Source organism: Sorangium sp. So ce131 (genome assembly GCF_051519095.1).
GTDB lineage: Bacteria > Myxococcota_A > Polyangia > Polyangiales > Polyangiaceae > Sorangium.
The window spans coordinates 1,381,635-1,402,958 of sequence record NZ_CP150455.1 but is presented as its reverse complement, the minus strand read 5'-3'; the positions used below and the strand labels follow the sequence as shown (position 1 = coordinate 1,402,958).

The 21,324-nt window shown below is 69.7% G+C and carries 19 protein-coding genes; 7 read left to right on the top strand and 12 right to left on the bottom strand.

Features of this window, described 5'->3' with window-relative positions; genetic code table 11:
- Positions 1-124: 124 nt before the first annotated feature.
- Together WMF43_RS05130 and WMF43_RS05125 are read right to left on the bottom strand one after the other, a co-directional pair.
- Positions 125-775 carry a carbonic anhydrase gene (locus WMF43_RS05130; RefSeq protein WP_437683948.1) on the bottom strand — a complete coding sequence of 217 codons (651 nt, stop codon included), beginning with the start codon at positions 773-775 and terminating at the stop codon, positions 125-127.
- A 308-nt stretch (positions 776-1,083) separates the two neighbouring features.
- Complete coding sequence (locus tag WMF43_RS05125; protein WP_437677851.1) at positions 1,084-2,559, bottom strand: NADH:flavin oxidoreductase; 1,476 nt, start codon at positions 2,557-2,559, stop codon at positions 1,084-1,086.
- A 397-nt stretch (positions 2,560-2,956) separates the two neighbouring features.
- On the opposite strand from WMF43_RS05125, the gene WMF43_RS05120 reads away from it, so the two are divergent.
- The 5 genes from WMF43_RS05120 (at position 2,957) to WMF43_RS05100 (ending at position 8,308) form a co-directional block, all read left to right on the top strand.
- A complete protein-coding gene (locus WMF43_RS05120; protein WP_437677849.1) occupies positions 2,957-4,450 on the top strand; it encodes a c-type cytochrome in 1,494 nt (497 codons plus the stop codon).
- A 29-nt stretch (positions 4,451-4,479) separates the two neighbouring features.
- Entirely contained in the window at positions 4,480-4,905 is a 426-nt protein-coding gene (locus tag WMF43_RS05115) for a hypothetical protein (protein ID WP_437677847.1), read from the top strand.
- 334 nt (positions 4,906-5,239) lie between these two features.
- On the top strand, positions 5,240-5,602 hold the full coding sequence (locus WMF43_RS05110; RefSeq protein ID WP_437677845.1) for a hypothetical protein: 363 nt from the start codon (positions 5,240-5,242) through the stop codon (positions 5,600-5,602).
- A gap of 33 nt (positions 5,603-5,635) precedes the next feature.
- Positions 5,636-7,111, top strand: a complete 1,476-nt coding sequence (locus tag WMF43_RS05105; RefSeq protein ID WP_437677844.1) for a cytochrome c — start codon at positions 5,636-5,638, stop codon at positions 7,109-7,111.
- Between the two features lie 93 nt (positions 7,112-7,204).
- Positions 7,205-8,308 (top strand): lipase family protein, encoded by a 1,104-nt coding sequence (locus tag WMF43_RS05100; RefSeq protein WP_437677842.1) that lies wholly within the window; start codon positions 7,205-7,207, stop codon positions 8,306-8,308.
- Between the two features lie 97 nt (positions 8,309-8,405).
- On the opposite strand, the gene WMF43_RS05095 is transcribed toward WMF43_RS05100, so the two are convergent.
- The 8 genes from WMF43_RS05095 to WMF43_RS05060 all read right to left on the bottom strand — a co-directional run bounded on the left by WMF43_RS05095 (position 8,406) and on the right by WMF43_RS05060 (position 16,996).
- Positions 8,406-9,176 carry a response regulator gene (locus tag WMF43_RS05095; RefSeq protein ID WP_437677840.1) on the bottom strand — a complete coding sequence of 257 codons (771 nt, stop codon included), beginning with the start codon at positions 9,174-9,176 and terminating at the stop codon, positions 8,406-8,408.
- Between the two features lie 14 nt (positions 9,177-9,190).
- Positions 9,191-10,726: a sensor histidine kinase gene (locus WMF43_RS05090; protein ID WP_437677838.1), complete on the bottom strand. Its 1,536-nt coding sequence runs from the start codon at positions 10,724-10,726 to the stop codon at positions 9,191-9,193.
- The gene (locus tag WMF43_RS05085) at positions 10,723-11,631 is read right to left on the bottom strand and encodes a hypothetical protein (RefSeq protein WP_437677836.1); all 909 of its coding nucleotides are present in this window, start codon (positions 11,629-11,631) and stop codon (positions 10,723-10,725) included. The genes WMF43_RS05090 and WMF43_RS05085 overlap by 4 nt, the downstream gene beginning before the upstream one ends.
- Positions 11,628-12,359, bottom strand: coding sequence for a sensor histidine kinase (locus tag WMF43_RS05080; RefSeq protein ID WP_437677834.1), 732 nt, complete (start codon positions 12,357-12,359; stop codon positions 11,628-11,630). The genes WMF43_RS05085 and WMF43_RS05080 overlap by 4 nt, the downstream gene beginning before the upstream one ends.
- Before the next feature lie 46 nt (positions 12,360-12,405).
- On the bottom strand, positions 12,406-13,023 hold the full coding sequence (locus WMF43_RS05075) for a response regulator (protein WP_437677832.1): 618 nt from the start codon (positions 13,021-13,023) through the stop codon (positions 12,406-12,408).
- A 528-nt stretch (positions 13,024-13,551) separates the two neighbouring features.
- Positions 13,552-14,901: a tyrosinase family protein gene (locus WMF43_RS05070; RefSeq protein ID WP_437677830.1), complete on the bottom strand. Its 1,350-nt coding sequence runs from the start codon at positions 14,899-14,901 to the stop codon at positions 13,552-13,554.
- A 418-nt stretch (positions 14,902-15,319) separates the two neighbouring features.
- The gene (locus WMF43_RS05065) at positions 15,320-16,453 is read right to left on the bottom strand and encodes a hypothetical protein (protein WP_437677829.1); all 1,134 of its coding nucleotides are present in this window, start codon (positions 16,451-16,453) and stop codon (positions 15,320-15,322) included.
- A 138-nt stretch (positions 16,454-16,591) separates the two neighbouring features.
- Positions 16,592-16,996: a DoxX family protein gene (locus tag WMF43_RS05060; RefSeq protein WP_437677827.1), complete on the bottom strand. Its 405-nt coding sequence runs from the start codon at positions 16,994-16,996 to the stop codon at positions 16,592-16,594.
- Positions 16,997-17,100: 104 nt separating this feature from the next.
- Here WMF43_RS05060 and WMF43_RS05055 point away from each other — a divergent pair, with 104 nt between their 5' ends.
- Positions 17,101-17,736 carry a TetR/AcrR family transcriptional regulator gene (locus tag WMF43_RS05055; protein ID WP_437677825.1) on the top strand — a complete coding sequence of 212 codons (636 nt, stop codon included), beginning with the start codon at positions 17,101-17,103 and terminating at the stop codon, positions 17,734-17,736.
- Positions 17,737-17,850: 114 nt separating this feature from the next.
- Positions 17,851-18,261, top strand: a complete 411-nt coding sequence (locus tag WMF43_RS05050) for a hypothetical protein (protein WP_437677824.1) — start codon at positions 17,851-17,853, stop codon at positions 18,259-18,261.
- Positions 18,262-18,275: 14 nt separating this feature from the next.
- Here WMF43_RS05050 and WMF43_RS05045 read toward each other — a convergent pair whose 3' ends face one another.
- Together WMF43_RS05045 and uxuA are read right to left on the bottom strand one after the other, a co-directional pair.
- Positions 18,276-19,802, bottom strand: coding sequence for an aminotransferase class V-fold PLP-dependent enzyme (locus WMF43_RS05045; RefSeq protein WP_437677822.1), 1,527 nt, complete (start codon positions 19,800-19,802; stop codon positions 18,276-18,278).
- Positions 19,803-20,229: 427 nt separating this feature from the next.
- A complete protein-coding gene (gene uxuA / locus WMF43_RS05040) occupies positions 20,230-21,303 on the bottom strand; it encodes a mannonate dehydratase (RefSeq protein WP_437677820.1) in 1,074 nt (357 codons plus the stop codon).
- Positions 21,304-21,324 lie beyond the last annotated feature (21 nt).

Genomic DNA, 21,324 nt, shown 5'->3' with positions numbered 1-21,324 from the left:
CGGTGCGGTCGCACTATTCCAGCACCACTACACACGACACCTTCTGTGCGTCGCGTGAGCACGCCAGTACTCGAACGCGCTCGAACGCGCTCGAACGCGCGTCGGCGGCCCGCTCGGCGGCGCCTCACGCGGAGTCGAGGAACGTCACCTCGCCGGTCTCCAGGTCGTACTCGGCGCCCACGATGCGCATGCCCTCCGCGGCGCACAGCCGCTCGAGCAGGCGACTGCCATGCCGGAGGTGGTCGCACGAGTTGCGCACGTTGGCGCGCACCGCCTCGCGGAGCAGGAAGTCCCTCGGGGCCTGACGCCCGGCGACGCTGAGCACCGTCGCCACCGGCGCTCGGCAGCGCTCGACGATGTCGCGGATGTTGTCGGTGAGCACGCCGCCCCCCTCTTGCTGCAGCTCGTCCAGCGTGGCCTTGATGGCGCCGCAGTGCGAGTGGCCCATCACGACCACAAGGCGCGTCCCGAAGGCGGCGGCGGCGAACTCGACGCTGCCGATCAGCGAGGGCGCCACCACGTTGCCCGCCACCCGGATGACGAACAGGTCGCCGATCCCCTGATCGAAGATGAGCTCCGCCGGCACCCGCGAGTCCGAGCAGGAGAGGGTGATGGCAAAGGGCCGCTGCCCCGCCGCGAGCGCGGCCCGGGCCCGCTGCGCCACGGCGATATTCTCGCTGGGCAGGTTGCGCGCGAAGCGTTGGTTGCCCTCGATCAGGCGCTGGAGCGCCTGATCGGCAGATACTACGGGGACCGCGGATCCAGTGATGCTCATGCTCATGTCGCTGGCGCCCACCGTGGTGGACCGCGCGCCGGGCGTCAATGGCGTGCGCCCCGTTCTCTGGAGGGTTCGCGTGGAGGGTTCGCGCGCTGCGCGGCGAGCCGGAGCCAGCAGAAGGGCGGCGCTCTCGCGGAGCCCGGAGGACGCAGCTCGCGGACGCGAGCGCCCTGCCCGCGCCGCTCCTCGACGCACCGGCGGCGCGGCTGCTCGGCCGGGCGGCCGGGGCGGTGGCGCGGACGCTGTCGAGCTCTCGGGCCGACGCTACGTGGACCGCCCGAGCGTGACCATCGGGCGATCGCGCCTCACTCGTGGCGCTCGCCGCGGTAGTAGGTGCAGCGCAGGGTGCCGCCGTCCACCGCCGCCCTGTCCCCCGCCTCGATCGGCACGAGCGGCCCGTCCGGCGACTCGGGCGCGACGAGGCCGGCGTGAGGAGGCGGCTTCGTGTTGAACGGCGACGGGTAGAAGACGGACATCGCGTTCTCCATCATCCTGGCGTAGTCGCCCTCGTAGCGATCGAGGTCGTAACACGCGAGCGGGTTCTCCAGCACGTTGAGCAGGCACTTGTTGCAGTACGTGCACGGGTTGGGCGGACGGTCGAGCCCGCGCGCGAACATCTTGACGAGATCGTTGTTCGCGATGAGCGGCCTCGCGATGGTGACCGCGTCGCTCGCCCCGCTCCGGATGGTCTCCGCGATGACCGACGCCGTCTGGAAGCCGCCGGTGACCATGACGGGCACCTTGACGTGCTGCTTGATCGCGCGCGCCTCCTCGACGCTGATCCCCTCGATCCTCGTCGTCGCGGGCAGGTGGCGGAACCACATGCGGCGGAAGAGCGGACGGAGGAGCCGGTACCTGAACATCAGGTAGTTGCGCATCGTGTGGGTGCCGCTCGACAGGAGGCCGTCGTACCAGCGGCGCGCGTCGTCGAGCGGGAAATCCCCGGCGGGGTTCCTCGGGTGCGGGAACATGCTCCCGGTGGAGACATGGATGGCGTCGACGCCCGCCTCCTCCAGCATCTGGCAGATCGCGATGGAATCCTCGAGGGTGTTCCCCCTCCGCTCGAACGGGAGCACGTCGTTGTAATCGACCGCGCCGATCTTGGCCTGAACGTGGAAATCGTCGCCCACGGCCCGGCGGATCGCGCGGATGATCTCCACGAGGAAACGCGCGCGGTTCTCGACGGAGCCTCCGTATTCATCCTTCCTGTCGTTGATGCCGGAGCTCAGGAACTGGTTAATCAGGTACCCGTTGGCGCTGTGCGTCTCCACGCCGTCGAGCCCCGCGGCCTTCGCCCGCCTCGCCCCGTCGGCGAAGCACTGGATGGTGTACTTGATCTCGTCCTTGGTCATGGCTCGGCTGGGGAAGCCGTGAAACCGATCTTTCCTGCTCGTCGCGCTCTGGGCCTCGAAGGGGAGGTTCTCGACGCCGCCGACGTCCTGCTGGCGTCCCGAGTGGCTGAGCTGGAGGATGTATTTGCAGTCGTGGCGGTGGATCCGCTCGCCCAGCGCGGTCCAGAACGGGATCGTCCCGTCGTGGTGGATCATCGCGTAGTTCGGGAGGATGCGCCCGCGGGTGTGGACCGGCACGTACGAGGAGATGATCGCCCCGACTCCGCCTGCGGCGAACTTCTCCTCCCAGTTGATCCGGACGTACGTGCCCGAGCCGTCGTAGTTGTCGAAGCGCCCGGAGATGCTCGATCGGAAGATGCGGTTCTTGACCGTGAGGCTCCGGAACTTCAGCTCTTGGAAGATGACTTCGTTCGCGTTGTTCTGCTTCATGCTGCACCAGGAGAGTTAGGATTCCGCGGTGTCCTGCGTGGGCGTGGTGTATTCGCTGGACGGCGCCAATCGTCCAGTCGTGCCTTGGCCGCGATCGCCGGAGGCGGCCTTGCGCGCTCCGCCGAGGTAAGTAGATATATGCTTTCAGAGCTGCGCGCGCCATCTCCCGAGCGCCTGGGCTGCCGTGGCGAGGACGTTTCCTGCCATGTCATCCGTTGACGCCCTGGTCTTATAAGCTCGAGTTCCCCGTTCCTTTTCTGGCGCAGTGAGCCTTCCCGGCGCGCAGGCCGCGGGTCCGTTTCTGGCTTCAGCTCGCTCGTGGACGCGCGTCGGCGCGCAGGCCGCCCCGCACGGTCAGCCGGAGCAGCAAGGCGGCACCAAGAGAAGGGTGACGATCATGACGACGCAACACACAGAGGGGCCCCCGGAAGAGGGGGTCCGGCGCTGGCGCAGGCTCAAAGGCGGGATCGCGGGCGCGCTCTCCGCGCTCGGGGTGTTCCTCCTCCTCTCCTCCCGGTACGCGCCGAACCGGCCGGTCACCTACGAGGGGATCGAGGATCACTTCAAGTACGGTTCGATCGGCGGCGACAACACCGAGAACGGCCTGCCCTTGCGCGTGATGCAGATCCTGCCGCGCATGTTCCATGAGCACCTGCAAGGGGGGCGGGACTACACCACGTTCGGCTTCATCCAGGAGCCGGGCCGTCCGATGCCCGTCGGGTTCTCGATCCGCCGCCGGGGCATCGATCTGGTCGGCCTGAACTGCGCGGTGTGCCACGTCGGCTCGGTGCGCGCGTCCGAGGACAGCGCCCCGGTGCGCTACCTGGGCATGCCCGCCAACACGGTCGATCTGCAAGCGTACTTCGAGTTCCTCTTCCGCTGCGCCGAGGACTCGAGGTTCACGCCGGATCTCGTGATCGACGAGGTGGAGAAGGACGGCGCGCTCTTCCCGCCCGAGCGCCTGGTCTACCGCGGCGCGGTCGAGGAGATGAGGCGAGGCATCCTCCGGGCGCGAGACCGGCTGTACGTGTTCACGCCCCTGAACCCCCCCTTCGGCCCGGGGCGGGTGGACACCTTCAACCCCTACAAGACGAACCAGTTCGGAGAGTACTACCAGGGCCATCTCTCCGCGGAGGAGCGGCTCGGCACCGTCGACTTCCCTTCCGTCTGGAACCAGAGGCCGCGCGAGGGCATGCACCTGCACTGGGACGGGGACAACACCTCGGTCATGGAGCGCAACGTGAGCGCCGCGTTCGGCGCCGGCGCCACGCGCGCGGACGTGGACCTGCCGCGGATCAGGCGGGTCAAGGAGTGGCTGGACGTGCTCCCGCCGCCGGCGTTCCCGTTCAAGCGAAGCGAGGATCCCGCGAAGCTCAGGCAGGGGCAGGCGCTCTACGACGCGTACTGCGCGGGCTGCCACGCCATCGGCGGGGCCGGCGTCGGGAGGGTCGTGCCGATCGAGGAGATCGGGACGGACGAGCACCGCCTGAACTCGTACACGACGACCTTGAGGCAGCTCCAGGTCCGCTACGACCGCGGCTACGACTGGGAGTTCAGGCACTTCCAGAAGACGAACGGTTACGCCAACCAGCCGCTCGACGGCATCTGGGCGCGCGCGCCCTACCTGCACAACGGCTCGGTCCCGACGCTGTGGGATCTGCTCACCCCGGCCGAGCGGCGGCCGACGCGCTTCTACCGGGGCCACGACGTGTACGACCCCGTCCGGGTCGGCTTCCGGGTCGACGTCCGCGAGGTCGAAGGCCGGAGAGCGTTCCTGTTCGAGACATCGCAGCCCGGCAACAGCAGCCGGGGCCACACGGGGGCGCGCTACGGGACGGAGCTGAGCGACAGCGATAAGTGGGCGCTCATCGAGTATCTCAAGACGCTCTAGGAGCCGTCATCCAGGAAGGGGGATCCACCATGATAACACGCGCCGATCACATCACCACGAGGGCGCTCCAAGTCCTCGTCGCGCTCGGAATCGCCGTCGACGCCGCGCTGGGCGCAGCAGCCCTGCTCTCGCCGGATTCGCTCACCTCCGCGCTCTTCCTGCCGCAAATCCGGTCGTTCCAGGCGGACATCTGGCAGCGCAGCTTCGGGGTGCTGACGCTGCTCCTCGCCAGCATGTACGTCCCGGCGCTCGTGAGGCCGCTCCGGGACCGCTACGCCACCGCCGCCGCCATCACCTCGCGGCTGCTCCTCGGTCTCTTCTGGTACTGGGCGGTGACGTTCGCCGACTACGCGAGGGCCTACCTCGTGCTCGCCTACCTCGAGGGCTCGCTCGGCCTCCTCCAGGCTGCGCTCTACGTCGCGGTCCTGCGGCGCGAGTACCTCCGCGCGCGGTGACGTCACGAAAGCGCGGTCACGGCGCGCCTCGCACGGGCGAGGTCCGCCGCGGCCGCGACACGGCCGCTCCCCAGACAGCGAGATCATGACCACCTCGGAGCTCCTTGCGGTCAAAGGCGCTGCACCGCAGAATGAGGTGGGACTCCGTAGGCTGCACTCAGCGCGGCGCTCCCATGTCGATGCACAGCGGCGCGCGGGCACGGCATGCACGTCCTGCATGACGGCGCGCGCCCATCATGCACGCGCCGCGCGTCGAAGCGCGCCAGCGCGGGCCGGGGGAATTATGGTGGATCATCTGGAGCAGGCCTCCGCGCCTGCAACGAATCGGTTTTCTGTGTGGTTCGGCCGCGTCGTGCTGCTCGGCGTCGCCGCCAACCTCGCGCTGGCGCTGCCCGCCATCGTATCTCCGAAGGCGCTGCTCTCCGCGCTCGGCGCCCAGCAGGCGTCGTGCACGATGTGGCCGAACTTCGCGGCGCTCCTGCTCTCCCTCCTGTCGCTCTCGTACATCCCCGGCGCCAGGGATCCGCGCCGCTACCGGGAGAGCGCGTGGCTCGCCGTGGGCGCGCGCTTCGCGGGGGCGACCTTCTTCCTCGTCACCCCGTTCCGCGAGCAGTTCGCCCTCTTCGGGGTCTTCGATCTCTCGTTCGCGGTGCCCGAGCTCATCCTGCTGCGCCTGGCGCTCCGTTCCGCCAGGTGAGCGTTCAACGTCGATGTCGCGGGAGGTGACGATATGCGCAAGATCAATCGCAAGGCGGTCCGGAGGGTCCTCGGGGGGATACTCCTCCTCGGCGGGATCACCGGCTTCTTCGTCTGGTACAAGTTCTTCCGCGACGTACGAGTAAACTACGCGGACGACGACGAGAACTTCAAATACGGGTCGATCGCCAACGAGGGGAACACGGGCATCCCGTACCTCATCTGGAAGGCGCTCCCCGAGCTCTGCCCGCAGCACCTCCCGGGCCCGGGCGGGTATGCGTCGCTCGGGATGGTCTACGAGGGCCGCGAGGCGCCGATCGGCATCTCCGTGAGGACCATCGGGTTCCCGCGGGCCGCCATCAACTGCGCCTTTTGCCACGTGTCCACCGTCCGCGACGAGCAGGGCGGCGCGCCCCACATCCTCCTCGGCGCCACCTCGGGTCAGCTCGACGTCCAGGGGTACACCCGCTTTCTGTGGGCGTGCGCCGGCGACCCCCGCTTCACCCCCGACGGCGTCGTCGAGGCGATCCGCCGGACCGAACAGCTCTCCTGGGTGGACGAGCAGCTCTATCGTCACCTCATCATCCCTCAGACGCGGAAGGCGCTGCTCCAGCAGCGGGACCAGTGGATGACCTGGCTCGACGCGTATCTCCCCTCCGTGGGCCACCGCCGGCCGCGGTGGGGCCGGGGGAGGATCGAGCCCTTCAACCCGGTCAAGTTCCACATGCTGAGACTGCCGATCGACGAGACCATCGGGGTCGCGGACATGCAGCCGATCTGGGAGATGACCCCGTCGGTCCAGGGCAACTACAGCTACCACTGGGACGGCCTCAACGACTCGCTGCGCGAGGTCGCCGACAGCTCCGCGCTCGGCGACGGCACCACGCTGCGGTCGTTCGAGTCCGATCAAATCCGGCGCATCGAGCGCTGGATGACCCGCGCGGCGGCGCCGCAGTATCCGTATGCCGTCAACCGCGCGCTCGCCGACGAGGGCCGCCGCGTCTACGTGAGCGCCGGCTGCGCCGAGTGCCACGACGTCGGCGGGACCCGCTACCGGACCGTCATCCCGGTCGACGAGAAGGAGCTCCGCACCGACCGGTTCCGCGTGCAGATGTGGACGCCGGAGGCGGCGGACGCCTACAACCGCTACGCCGAGGGGACAAAGCTCGATTTCAATCGTTTCAGGAGCACGACGGGCTACCTCTCGACCCCGCTCCACGGCCTCTGGGCCACCGGGCCTTATCTGCACAACGGGTCCGTGCCCACGCTCTGGCACCTCCTCACGCCGGCGGAGCGCCCCCAGGTGTTCTACCGCGGGCTCGACGTGGTGGACCGCAAGCGAGGCGGGTTCGTCCACGACGCTCCGGACGCGCCGGAGCTGGCGCGCAAAGGGCTCCTCTTCCGGTACGACACACGTGAACCGGGAAATGGAAATCAGGGGCACACCTACGGCGCCGGGCTCTCGCGCGACGACAAGATGGCCCTCATCGAATACCTGAAGACGCTCTGAGAACGGCGCTGCCGGCGCGCGCCCGGGGCGGCCGGCGCGCCCGGGCGCGCCGGCGCCGCCCACGTCAATTGCAGCGAATCGAAGGGAGGAGCGATGCTCATCGAAGGAATTCGTTCAGCGGGTCTCGGGCAGGGCGGCGCGCGGTCGGAGGAGCTCGGGCGACGGTATCCGAGCGCGTTCCCCCGCCTCGCGCGGACCCACGCCGGAGAGTACGACCGGGAGATCGCCAAGGTGCTCGCCTTCACGTCGACGTGGACGTACTCGACCGTCCGCACGTTCGCCGGCGCGATGGCGCGCCGTGGGCTGCTGGGCAGCCACGTCGCGTCGCTCACGATGGCCAACGACGCGCTGCTCGTGAACACCTCGGCGTTCTTGGTCCAGAGCCCTGACAGGCGGGTCGCGGTCCTCTCCTTCCGGGGGACGGAGCCGCGCAACGCGATCAACTGGCTGACGGACGCGAGCACCAGGATGAACCCGTTCCCCACCGCGGGGCGCGTCCACGGCGGCTTCTACCACGCGGTCCGCGCGCTGTGGGAGCCGCTGAAGCACCTGCTCAAGGGGCTTCACGCGGGGCGGGATCTCTGCCAGCAGCTCACGGAGCTGGAGCGCCAGTGGGTGACGCCGTGCCCGGTCGGCCCGTATGCGGCGGGGCACGGCGAGGCCTCGCCCGCCGGGGTCGACGTCGCGGCCGCGGAGGACGGGGGCAGGCTGGAGGCGCTGTACATCACCGGCCATAGCCTGGGCGCCGCGCTCGCCGTGATCGCGGCGGTGCTCATCGAGTGGGACGACGATCTCGCCGACCTGCGACAGACATTGCGCGGCGTCTACACGTACGGGCAGCCGATGGTGGGCGACAGGACGCTCGCGCTGGAGTACGAGAACACGGTCGGGAAGCGGCTGTTTCGTCATGTCTACGGGCGCGACATCGTGCCGCGCATGCCGCCGTTCACGATCGGGGGCTACGTGCACTTCGGGCGGCAGTACAACTCGGGGGACACAGGCTGGGAGTACGAGCCGAAGCCCGTGCGGCAGGCGATCACGGTCGGATTGAGCAACACCCTCGGCGTCGCGGCGTGGATCGCGCAGCAGATATCCCCCATCAGCTGGCTGCGCCTGCCGTTCTCCTGGGGCGACCACATGCCGATCAACTACCTGCGCACCTCGATGATGGCCGCTCCGGGAACCGAGCTCGACTGACCCGGCTCCCACGGCCTCCGCGTGTCCGTCACCGGCCCCGGCGACGCGCGGCGAACGTCCCGCGGCCGGCTCGCCACCGCCGCCTCGCGGACCTGGATCAGGCGCGGGCCGGCGGCACGCTCAGCAGCGCCGCGGCGTCGCCCCGCGCGCGCGCGATCGTGTGGATGAGCTCGAGCGCGTCGAACGGCTTGCGCAGGCACGTGTACCCGCCCTTGCTCATGATCGCGTTGACCATCTCCGGGACGGAGTGACCGGTCATGGCGATCACCGTGACGCGCTTCTCCAGCCGCCGCATCTGCGCGCACGTCGTGACGCCGTCCTGATCGGGCATGACGAGATCGAGCACGCAGACGTCGGCGCCCCGCTCGATGACGTACCGGACCGCGGCTCGCCCGTCGTGCACGGCGTGGGCCGACAGCCCCGCGGCCCGGAGCACCGCCACGATCGAGTCGGCGACCGTCGGCATGTCGTCCACCACGAGGACGGCCGGCGAGTCGACCGCGCGAGCGACGATGCGCGCCAGGTGATCCATCGAGAACGGCTTGTAGATCACCGTGTAGACGCCCTCCTCGATCGCCTCCTCGATGAGCTTCTCGAGCGCGAACGCGGTCATGAGCACGACCGTGAGCTCCGGCTGGATCCTCTTGAGCTCCCGGAACGTCTCGACGCCGTTGAGCCCGGGCATTCGGACGTCGCTGATGACCAGCGTGAACGTCTGCTGCCGGGCGAGCTCGAGCGCGTGGACGCCGTCCCTCGCCTCCACGGCCTCGTAGCCCTCGAGCTCGAGGTTCGCGGCGAGCGTCGCGCGCATGCCTTCCTCGTCGTCGATCACGAGCACGCGTTTGACCTGATGCACGGACTCTCGCATGGATCCATCTCCTGTCATGCGCCCTGAGCTCCGGAGGGCCTCGTTGAGGGATGCGTCGACCTCGGCGCGTCGCACGCCGGCATGCGGATGATGAAGGTCGTCCCGCTGCCGGGCACGCTCGTCACCTCGATGGCGCCGCCGTGCCGGCGGACGATCCCGGCGCTGATCGCCAGGCCAAGGCCGGTGCCCTTCAGCTTGGTGCTGAACAGCGGCTCGAAGATCCGCGCGAGCGTCTCCTCCGGGATGCCCGCCCCGTTGTCGGCGACCGAGAGCGTCAGCCCGTCGCTCGTGCACCGTGCGGCGACCCGCACGTGCCCCTCGCGCTCGGCCGGGATCGCCTCGGCCGCGTTCTGGATCAGGTTCACGAGCACCTGCCGGAACTGGTCCTTGTCGAGCTCCACGACAGGGAGCGTGTCCGGTACGTCGTTCTCGACGCGCACGTGCGGCGGGACCTCGACGACCGAGGTGGCGTCGTCCACGAGGGGCCTCAGCGAGCACTCCGAGAGGAGAGGCCGCCGCTCGCGCGCGAAGTCGAGGAGGTTGCCGATGATCTTGGTGCACGCCATGAGCTCTTTCTCGGTGATCTCGAGGAACTGCGCAACGCGGGACTCCGCGCCGAGCTCCGTCCCGGAGAGGCGCTTCTTGAGGTAGTGGTTCGCGTTCCGAACAGCGCCGATCGGGTTCCTGAGGTCGTGTCCGATGCTCGCCGCGAGCTGCCCCACCGCCGCGAGCTTCTCCATGCGCAGCCTGGCTTCTTGGGCGATCTCCAGGTTGGACGCCATGTGGTTGAACGCCGCGCTCAGGCGCCCGAACTCGTGCTCATCGAGCACAGGGAGGCGCAGGTCGAGGTGCCCCTGAGCGACACGCTGCGACCCTTCGAGCAGCGCCTTGAAGCCGCGATCGATCGAGCGGACGAGCCGCCCGAGCAGCGCGATGAGGACGGCCAGCGCTCCGCCGGTCGCCGCCGACCCGAGCACCGCCACCCTCGAGCGGAGGTGATGCTCGTCGTCGAGGATCCTGCCGATGTCGCGCTCCGCGTCGTGGACCGCCGCGCTGATGTGCGGCAAAAACTGCCCCTTGTACTCGCGGTCGGAGAGCTGCGCGAACGCGGCGAGCCGCTCGCTCGCGCGCTCGTGCGGGATACGGGAGATCTCCTCCAGGCCTTCGACGAGCCGCCCGAAGCTCTCCTGCATGAAGTGGACGTGCTCGATCTCCTCGGCCGACTCCGCCTCGCTCTCCTTGATCTCCTCGTCGGCGCGCATCCTCCTCTTGAGCGCCTCGATGGTGGCCAGATCCCGCGCGGTGTCCGCGGCCGCCGCCGAGAGCTCCGCGCCGAGGCTGCCGCGGAGCGCGGCCTTGGCGGCCTCGTTCATGTAGCGGCTGGAGTCGCTCGCCAGGGTGACGTGCAGCCTCAGGTCCTCGTAGGACACCTCGGCCCGCCTCTGGAAGATGAGCATCTCCAGGATGGTGAAGTAGAAGGCTCCTCCGGCGAGGAGGACCGCTGTCAACGCGACGCCGAAGGTGGCGGCCAGCTTGGCGCGAATGCTCATGGGGAGTGGCTCCTCCTTCCGTGCTTCAGGTGATCATCGTCGTCGCCCGCGAGCTCGATCTCCCGCGTGACGAGGAGCAGGAGCCCGACGTCGGGCGTCTCGCCGAGCAGCCCGAGCTCGAGCGCGGCGCCGAGCTCCAGGCCGGGCGCCGGGTGCCAGAGCACGCCGGGGGCGAGGAGCAGCGACGCGGCGTCGTCGAGCTCGGCGGCGAGCTCCACGGTCGGCGCCACGTCGCCGAGGGGCGAGACCACGGCCAGCGTGGCGCCGGGGCTGAGCTCCGCGGCGCTGCGCCCCGCGGCCGGCAGCCCGACCTCCGCCGACGCGGAGAGGCTCACGTGGACGCCGCCGATCGCCTTGTCGAGGCACACGAAGGGAGCCAGCGTGTAGCCCGGCGGGCCGAGCTCTCGCGCGCTCGCAGGGAGCCCGATCTCGAGCCCCGCGGACAGCGCGAGCCCGAGCGCTCGCTCGTTCACCACGTTGGCCAGGACCTCCGCCTGGACGGCGCCGAGCCCCACGGCGACGCCCCGGTCGTGGCGCACGAGCTCCAGGGGGAGCTCGCCCCCGATCTGGAGACGATCGGTGATGCCGAGCTCCAGCAGCAGCGGTACGCCGAAGCGTACCCGGCGCCCGTCGCGTTCCCACGCCGGCGCGCTGGTGATCTGCAGCTCGAGCTGCTCCTGCGGAAAGGCCGTCTCGCCGAGGAACAGCTCTTCGACCGGGGGCTGCGCCGGCCCCTCCGCAGCCTCCATGCGCTCCTGTTCGGGGGGCGCGGCCGCCGTGCACGCGACCAGGAGCAAGCCCTGCCAGGCCCGGGGGCGCGCGCGCCGCGCCGCGCTCACCGCCGCCGGGGCCCGGCCCGCCAGCGCGCGCCGCGCGCGGCCCCTGGGCCGTCTACCGGCGATCATGGCGCCGCCTCAGGTCCGGCGTCGCCGGCCTCCGGCGGGGCGGCGAGCGGCAGCGCGATGAGCGCCGACGTGCCCCGCGCCTGCGGCTCGACGGCGAGCGTCCCGCTGTAGCGCTGGACGACCCGCCTCGCGATGTTCAGCCCCAGGCCGAAGTGACCTGGCTTCGTGGTGTAGAAGGGGCGCATGATCGCCTCGCTGTCCACCCCGCGGGCGACAGCCCCCGTGTCCGTGACCTCGATGACGTACCGCGCGCCGCTCGAGGTGCCGCGCACCTTGGCCACGCCGCCCCCCGGCATCGACTCCACGGCGTTCTCGATCAGGCAGCGCACCGCGACGGAGAGCTCCATCGGGTCCGCCTCGACGTCGCCGTCCTCGACCGAGAGCTCGACGCGCGCCCCGCTCGCGCCGATGCGCGCGCACGCCGCCGCGCGCCGCACGCAGTCGGCCGCGCTCATGCGCTCGCTCCGGCGGGTGAAGGGCCGCGCGGCGCCGATGGACTCGTCGAGCCGCGCGCTCGCCGCGACCACCTCTTCGTCGATGATCCCGAAGAACTCCTCGATCCTCGGATCGGCTTTGTAGACCGCCTCTCGCGAGACCTTCCGCCTGATATAAAACGACGCGTTGCGGACGATCGCGAAGCGGTTGCGGAGGTCGTGGCGCAGCACGGACAGCATCTCGTCCGCGACCGCGGCCTGCTCTGCTGCGCCCAGGGGATCCCAGCTGTTCATGCCGCTCCTCGTCCCTCGGTGCTCGCCGATGGCACCGCCTGCGACCTCATCTGCGATACCGCCCCAGCACGCCCGACGCCGCGGGCTCGGGCCTCGTGAGCTCCGGCCCCTGCTGCAGCTCTTGCACCGTGGACACCGCCTCCGCGCAGAAGCCGACCCGCGAGGTGGACGGCGCCGGCGTGGAGTCCGGCGACGCGCCGCCGTCGGGCGCCTCGCAGGAGACCATCTCGCCTCCGCAGGCGACCCCCGCGGGGCCCGCCCACCCGAGGGAGTCGGCCATCGAGTGGACCGACCGCTTCATCTCGGCCAGGCGCGCCAGCTGAAGCACGATCCCGATGAGCCGGGCGGGATCGAACGGCTTCAGGATGACATGGTTGTGGGTTTGGTCCTTGGAGCGGATGTACTCATCGGCCCCGGTGACGAGCAGGCAGCTCGTGTAAAGAGACATGCTCGCCACCCGCCGGAGCAGCTCGTCGCCTTTCATCCCGGGCATCATGAAGTCGGAGCACACGAGGTGGAATCGCCGCGCCTCGAGCAATCTCAGCGCGTGCTCCGCCGACGAGCACGTCACCACGTCCACGTCCGGGGACAGGACCGCGGTGATGCTATCCAGCGCCCTGTCGTCGTCGTCGACGACGAGCACTCGATACCTTTGCCGGAACATTGAACTAGCGTCGCCGTCGCCCTGGCCCTGCGAGAGTGTGCGACGACCTCTTAGGGGCACTGACACAGCCGCTGTCTCCTGTGGCTATCGCGTGCTCGAGTCTCACGCCGCTGCGTCGCGGGCATACAAGAGCGCGCTTGGGTGATCTCTGCCGTCCGTCGCGACGCCCCCCCCGTGGCCGGCGTCACCTATTCATCAACATAGGAGATAATGCACGCATCAGTCAACGGCATAACAGCGCCGATTATTGCCTACGACCCAAAGCTAGATTTCCGTTCGGATTAACCGGACAGCCTAAACTGTTCGTCTCTGGACATACCCCGAATGAAAGCCATCTCGCGGAACGCAGGGTGCGGACAGAGCGCCGATGGTGATTGCATCTTATCTCAACGAGCCTGCGGAGTCGCGAGCTCACGCCGCTCTCCGCGTCGGGGCGCACCAGGGTCCCGATGCAATCGAGCACGCCGCTGCGGAGCGGACATGCCGCCATCGATCACCAATGGTCGCCGGAGCCGTGGTGGTAGCCCGTCACTCGGTCTCGATGACGACGCGCCCGACGGTGACCCGCGGGGCCGGAAGAGCGCTCACCGCGGGCGCCCTCGACGGGTCCCCAGGGCCGCCCGGCGGGATGAGCCCACGCATGACGAAGGTCACCCTCGGCGGGACGTCCGCCCACTCGCCGCGTTCGACCATCGCGCGCACGTGGGCGGTGACGTCGAAGGCCTCGTCCAGGGTGCCCGTCGGGCCGTGCCGGTGGCCGCCCGGACGCGCAGCGAAGAACCCGAGATTGCCCACGTAGTAGCGGCTCTGGTAGTCGGGCGTCATCCCCTCGGGCAGGTTCAGGTAGACTTCATAGGTGACGCCGGGGTTCTGCTCGAACGCGATATCCTCGAGCCTCAGCACGATCCGCGCCTCGACGATCTCGGCCGACGCGAGCGTCCCGAGGCGAGCGACGTCGCGGGGTGGCATCTCCACCAGCACCGAGACCGGCGTCGCCCCGAGCTCGACCGGGGCGAGGCTGGCCCCGCGGATGGAGGGCGCGAGCTCTGGACGCCTCGCTTCCGCGCGGATCTCTCCAGCGAAACGGACGGCCGGGAGCGGCGGAGGATCGTCGTCGTAGCGGTAGTCCAGCTGGAGGACGGTATCGGTGATCTCTTCGCCTGTCATCTGCACGGGGCTGCCGCTCTCGTCGAAGAACTCGAAGCGGAAGCGCCACCATGCTTCCTCGTCCTCCGAGCGTCCGGGGTAGCCGCGCCCGCCGCCCTGGTCGAGCCAGCGCTTCCACAGGCGGTCGATGTTCACATGATGCAGCAGGAAGATGGGATCGCGCGCGGCGGTCTCCGGATAGCTCATCCAGCCGCTCGGGCCGCCGACCATGCTGTGGACGATGTTGTGCGGCTGCCGCTCGAGCTCCCCGGTGCGGGCCGTGCCCTGCCCGGGCTGCCGGAGAGCCCCGCCGCCGAAGCTCACGCTCGTCCCGGGCCGAGCGGTGAAGTTGGTCAAGCGGAAGGCCGACGCGAACGTGACCGCGGACGGGGGCAGGAGGGCTCCCTGGTTGATGCCCTCCGCGCGCTCCTGGACATAGAGCGGATTCGCCGACGTACCGCCGGGCGTCCGGAACGAGGCCGGGATCGCCCGGTTGCCGGTGGCGGAGTAGTTCCAGTACGGGAGCGCGAAGCCTGGATCTCCGGAGGCGGCCCTCAGGATCCGCTCGAACCGGTAGAGGTACATCCGGTGCCAGGAGAGGAAGAAGAAGCTCCTGTGCTGGCACGAGTTCCAGCCCCGGAGCGGATTTTCGTCGCGTGGCGAGCCGTGAATGTTGGCCTGGTAAATCCAGCCGGTGGGATCGCGGACGTCGACCCGAGACCGACGCTGCATCTCGGAGATTCCCCGCCTGAGCGCCTCGATCTCCGGTCCTTCCTGAGAAAGGCTGTTGACGTCGCGGCGGATAAAGCCACCCGAACCGGCGCGCGCTGATCCCCTGGAGTTCATGACGACACCTCTTGTCGAGCCTACCGCCGCGCCGCCCCGAGCTCGCGCTCCGGAGCCCGCAAGCTCCCCAACGCGGCGAGCCATGGTCCCCTGACCACCGCACGTCGCTCGCGGGAAATGTAAGGGCCTGGCCCCCGGCGGCAATCGCCGGCTCGCCTGTAGAAATTGAGGGAGGATCGTGTGCCCGTAGCGATACAGAGGAAGACTGGAGGATCCGCGCGCTCCAGGAGGCGGTCTGTCTACGGGGCGGGTCTCGGTCTGAGCCGCGCGCCGCGATCGGGCGCGCTCTACCCGGCGCTCGCGCTCAGCCGCCGCCCGCGCCGCCTGCGCCCGGCTCGTCCAGCGGGTAACTCGCGTCCAGGCAGAAGGAGCCGTCGGGCGTCTCGGTGCAGACCGCGTCGCCCTCGCAGTCGATGTCGTCCTCGCACTCGGTCGGCCCGTACAGGCAGAAGCCGTTGGTGGACACGCCGAGATCGATGCAGGAGAAGTACGGCAGGAAGCAGTCGCTGTGGCTCGTGCACGCGTTGACGCACATGCCGATATCGCCCGGACCGGCCTCCGACGCGAGCGGGTAGGCGCAGAAGCCGTTTTCTATGCCTCCGCAGTCGAGGGCAGTGTCTCCGGAGAGGCCGCACAGCTGGGCGCACACGCCGAGGTCCGGCTCCAGCCCCAGGTCGACGCACCACCCTGCGCAGTCGTCATCCGTCGAGCACGCGGAGCCGTCGGGCAACCCCGCCGACGGCTCGTCGATGCAGACGTTCTGCCGGGGATCACACGCGCGGCCGGGACACTGGGCCTCGGAGCCGCAGCTCGGCATGCAGACGGGCGCGCCCTGGAACTCCTCACAGCGCAGCTCCTCGCGGCCCAGGCATTTGCCCGGATCGAGCGCCTCGCCCTCGTCGAACGAGGGGTCTCCCGGGACGCAACCGAGCAGGCAGAGCCCCGAGATGCACGCGTTGCCTTCGCCGCAATCGAAGTCCTGCTCGCACTCCTTCGTGCAGTACCCGCCGGCCGGACCTCCGCCGAAGAAGCTGTCACCCGATTCCAGGAAACAGAAGCCCTCGGGCCCGCAGTCGGCGTCGCTCTCGCACCGGGCGCCGACGTCGGCCTCGCCGGCGGCCCCGCCGGCTCCCCCCTCCCCGCCGGGGCCGCCGGTGCTGGTCGTGCCGGGCAAGCTGCCGGTGCTCGCCGGATAGCTGGAGCCGCCCGCGCCGCCGGAGCCGCCCGCGCCGCCGGAGCCGCCCGCGCCGCCGGAGCCGCCCGCGCCGCCCGCGCCGCCGGAGCCGCCCTCGCCGCCCGTGCCAGAGCCGGTGCTCCCGGGGTCGGAGCCCGAGGTCGTGCTCGTCGCCGGCGAACTCCCCCCTTCACCCTCGCCCGAGTCGTCAGAGCCGCAGCCCATGACCCCTGCCGAGGCGGCGAACGCGGCGAGCAAGGTCATCGAAATCCATTGGTATTTCAACATCATAGCTCCTGGATTGGAGGCCTTGCCCACGCCGGGCGCGCCTTCATGTTGTCTGCGGACGGTAACGGAATCGGCGCCGGCGTGCGAGGACCTCGGCGAGCCGCGCGGCGCACGTCAGGTCGAGGCTTCGCGAGCCGGGCGGCCTTCGCCCAGGACGACCCTGAACCGCTCGTCGGCCCAGAGGACGATGGCCGACAGGACACATACCGTCAGCGACTGCCAGTAGTCGCGGATGCCGTGGTGATAACTCATGTGCACGGTGAAGGCGCCGACGCCGAACGGGAGCAGCCACAGGACAGCCGCGTTCTTGATCGACGGCTTGAGCACGCCGACGGCGAGCCCCACGACCCCCACCACCTCGGCGACCCCGATGAGCAACGTCCACGTCCAGCCGAACCCGATGGCGGCCATCCCCTCCACCATGTCGCGGCTCGCGAAGACCTTCTCGATCCCCGCCTGCCCGAAGATCAACGCCAGGCCAGCGAGCGCGGCCCAGTGCACGGTTTTCCGGTAGCTCATCCCATGCTCCTCCTTTTTCTGTACCGACAGGTACAGATCTATGAACGGCTTGCGCCTGCCGGTCAAGGGATTTATTTACGTGTCGGTACAGAAAGGATCGACCGATGACGGACCGGGGGCGCCCGCGCAGCTTCGACCGCGCGGAGGCCTTGAGGCGGGCGATGGAGGTGTTCTGGGAGCGCGGCTACGAAGGGACCTCGCTCGGAGACCTCACCTCGGCCATGGGGATCAACAAGCCGAGCCTCTACGCCGCATTCGGATGCAAGGAGGAGCTCTTCCGCGAGGCCGTGGAGCTCTACGACACGGTCGAGGGCGCGGCGCCGAACCGCGCCCTCGCGGAGGCGCCGACCGCGCGGGCCGCGATCGAGGGGCTCCTCCGCAGCAATGTCGAGGCGTTCGTGGATCCCGAAAAGCCGAGCGGCTGCATGATCGTGCTCGCCGCGATGATCGGCACGCCGGAGAGCCAGGGGGTGCGGGACTACCTCGCGGGTTGCCGGCGGAGGTCGCTCGAGGCGCTCCGCTGCCGGATCGAGCGCGGCGTCGCGGACGGGGACGTGCCCGCGGGCGCGGACACGGCGAAGCTCGCGGGCTTCTATGCGACGGTGCTGAACGGCCTGTCCATCCAGGCGCGCGACGGCGCTTCCCGCGAAGCCCTGGACTCCATCGTCGACGCGGCCATGGGGGCCTGGGACGCGCTGGTCAAGCCGGCGCACGTCCCCGGCGCGAAGCGCAGGGCGTAGCTCGGCGGCGCGATCCCGGCGAGCGCGATCCCGGCGAGACCCGAGCCAAGGCGGGCTATCCGCGCGCCCCGCGCGTCGGGACGCACGTTGTGCCGGTCGCGCGGCTGATACAGTGTGACCACCGGCGCACTCAACGAGCTCGTGCTGCTGGAGTTCCTGTCGACGGGCCGCTTTCGCAAGCACATCGACCGCCTGCAGCAGAAGCTCGGGGCGGCGCGCAATGCGGCGACGCGCCGGCTGCGCGACGCCGGCGTGCAGCTCGATCACCCGGGCGAAGGTGGGCTGTTCCTCTGGGGCGAGGCGCCGCGCGGCGTGGACGTCGACGAGCTGGTGAAGGACGCTTACCTCAACAAGATCCTGCTGGTCCGGGGCGCCACGTTCATGGCCGACGCCGCGGCCGATCCACACATCCGCTTCAACGTGGCCTTCAGCCAGCACGTGCGGCTCTCGGAGTACCTGACGCAGCGGTTCGAGGCCGTGGCGAGCGCGCGCCGCGCGCTGGCGAGGGCGGGGGCGCTGTCGTAGCGGGCAGGGAGGATCTACAGCTGCGGCAGCCCCGTCGCGTCGACCGCGGCGGCCAGCCGCTCGAGCACGTAGTCGAGCTCCTCGAACGTGTTGTACAGGCCGTGCGTGCTGATGCGGAAGCCGATGCGGTTGTCGGCCGGATCCCAGGGCTGATCGCGCCAGGTGGTCGTCCGCACGTAGATCTTGGGGTGCTCCGAGGCGAGCGTCCTGAGCACGCCGCCGAGCGCCGCGCTGAGCGCCGCGAACTGGCTCGAGTCCTCCCGGCCGACGAACGGGTTGAAGGAGGTGAGCGCCGTCGCGAACGCGGGATCGGGGTGGTCCTCTACCCAGAGCGCGCCCCTGCCCCAGCGGGCCGCGATGCGCCGCCGCAGGTGGCGCGCCAGCGCGAGCCCGCGCTCGTAGATGTCTCGAAGGCCGATCTGACCGAGGAACGCCGCCGAGTCGGTCATGGCGTACAGCGCCGGCGTGTTCGCCTCGCCGCGCGGCTGGATCGCGGCCGCCGGCGCGTACGCGCGCGCGTGCGCGTCCACGGAGGCGTACTGGAAGAAGTTGCCGAGCAGGAACGGCGGGAGGTCCGGGCCCGAGTTCCGGACATAGAGGATGCCTGTGCCGGGGCCGCCGCACAGCCACTTGTGGCCGGCGCCCGCGATGAAGTCGGCCCCGTACGCGTGGGCGTCGATCGGGCGCTGCCCCCACCCGTGCGCTGCGTCGATGATCGTGTAGGCGCCGTAGCTGCGGGCCAGCGCGGAGAGGTCCTCGATCGGCAGGCGCAGCCCCGTCTTGTAGAAGATCTCGCTCACCGCCACGTACTGCTTGGCGCCGAGCGGCAGGGGCCGCGCCAGCTCTTCCTCGAAGAGGCCGAGCACATCCTCCCTGGTGATGTCGCGCGTGAACCGCGAGGGCAGCCCGATCTCGCGGACCTCCACGCCGAACTGATCGCGCGCCCACGCGGTGGGCCCCCGCAGCGCCGGGTGCTCCCAGTGCGTCGTGATGATGCGATCCCCTGGGCTCCAGGGCGTGCCCGCGAAGATGAGGTTCGAGGCGTCCGTCGTGTTGTACGAGAGGACGATCTCGTCGGCATTGGCGCCGTACTGCGCCGCGATGGCGGCCTGTCGCGCGGCGACGCCGGAGACGGCGCCGGAGGCGCTCGTGACGACGGGAAAGAGGTCCGGAAACGCGGCGTTGAGGTTCGCCTCCCAGTCGCGCGGATCCAGGGATTTGTAGAGATTGTAGACCGCCAGGTTCACGAGCGAGAAGCGCGGCTGCGAGCCGGTCGTGCCCGTATTCAGATGAATGTAGTGGTCGGGTAGGAGGAACGCGCGGCGGACCTGCCGCCAGTAGCGATCCGTGCCCCTCCGCGCGGTCGGGACCGGCGGGCGCGCGAGCCCCTCCCTCGCCTCCTCGAGGAGCTCTTCGGGTCGCGGTCGCCTCGGCGCGTCGTCCGCCCGGGCGTCCGATATCCCGCCGAACGCGCCGACCAGAGCCGTCGAGCCGAGCCCTCGCAAGAAGCCGCGTCGATCGAAGCCTGTCGTAGATCCCATAGGTGCTCCCTTCCGGGCCCTGGGTCGGCTGAAGACGACGTACCGCTCACCGCCGAGCATCCAGGTACCACGAGCTGCCGTCGTCGTCCGTTATAACAGACAAATCGTCCTACATAACGGACAAAATGCGCAGGGCAGCCGTCCCCATGCCGCGCTTCGGCGGACTGGGGCGATCTGCCGGCCGCGCGCAGGGTGAGGCGGGGCGCTCCCAGCAGCGCGCCGAGGTGAGACGACCAGCGTCCGGTCGCCCCGCCTAAGAACAGCGATCGCGTTGATCGAGCGAGAAGAGGAGCCGCCAAGGACGCCAAGGACGCCAAGGACGCCAAGACAATATCTTTTTCTTGGCGTTCTTGGCGTTCTTGGCGCCTTGGCGTTTCGAAATTCAGCTCGTTTCAGGCGGGTTCAACCCGTCTGTCGCTCTAGCCGATCATGCGGGGTTGGTCGCCTGGCTGGCAGGTCGGGATGAGAGCTTGCGCGTGGCCTCCCACAGGCCGTTCAGGTAAACCAGGCCGAGCGCGCGGTCGTACAGGCCATAACCCGGCCTGCCGGTCTCGCCCCAGATCATGCGGCCGTGGTCCGGGCGCACGTAACCGTCGAAGCCGACGTCGTGGTACGCCTTCACGATGGCGGCCATGTCGAGCGAGCCCTCGCAGGACAGGTGGGCGGACTCGAAGAAGGTGCCGTCCTCCTGGACCACCACGTTGCGCAGGTGGCCGAAGGGAATGCGGCCCATCCCGCCGAACTCGTACACCAGCGACACGATGTTGTTGCAGAGATCGGCGCCCAGCGAGCCGGAGCAGAGCGTGATGCCGTTGGCCGGAGAGTCGACGATCTTCACGAGGCGCATCAGGTCGTCGCGGTTCTTGACGATGCGCGGCAGGCCGAAGATCGGGCGAGGCGGGTCGTCCGGGTGCATGGCCATGCGCAGGCCGACCTCCTCGGCGACGGGGATGATGCGCTTCAGGAAGTACGAGAGGTGCTCCCAGAGCGCCTCTTCGCGGACGTTCTTGTACTCGTCGAGGACGGCGCGCAGCTCGTCCGGCTTGTAGCTCGTGTCCCAGCCGGGCAACGCGATGCCTTGCTCCGGGTCGATCCTCGCCACGGCCGCGGCGTCGAAGGCCAGCGTCAACGAGCCGTCAGGCAGCTCCCGGGCCATCTCGGTGCGGGTCCAGTCGAAGACCGGCATGAAGTTGTAACAGATCACCTTCACGCCCACGGCCGCGCAGTTGCGGATGTTCTGGCAGAAGGCGTCGATCAGGCGATCGCGCGTCGGCTTGCCGAGCTTGATGTCCTCGTGCACCGGCACGCTCTCCACCACCTCGAACCTGAGGCCGACGCCCTCGATGCGCGCCCGGAGCGCCTGCAGCTTCTCGAGCGGCCACACCTCGCCCACCGGCACGTCGTAGATCGCGGAGACGATGCCGTAGATCCCCGGGATCTGGCGGATGTACTCGAGCCTCACGGGGTCGTTCTCGCCGTACCAGCGAAAGGTCATCTTCATCGTTGGATCTCCCCGGACGGC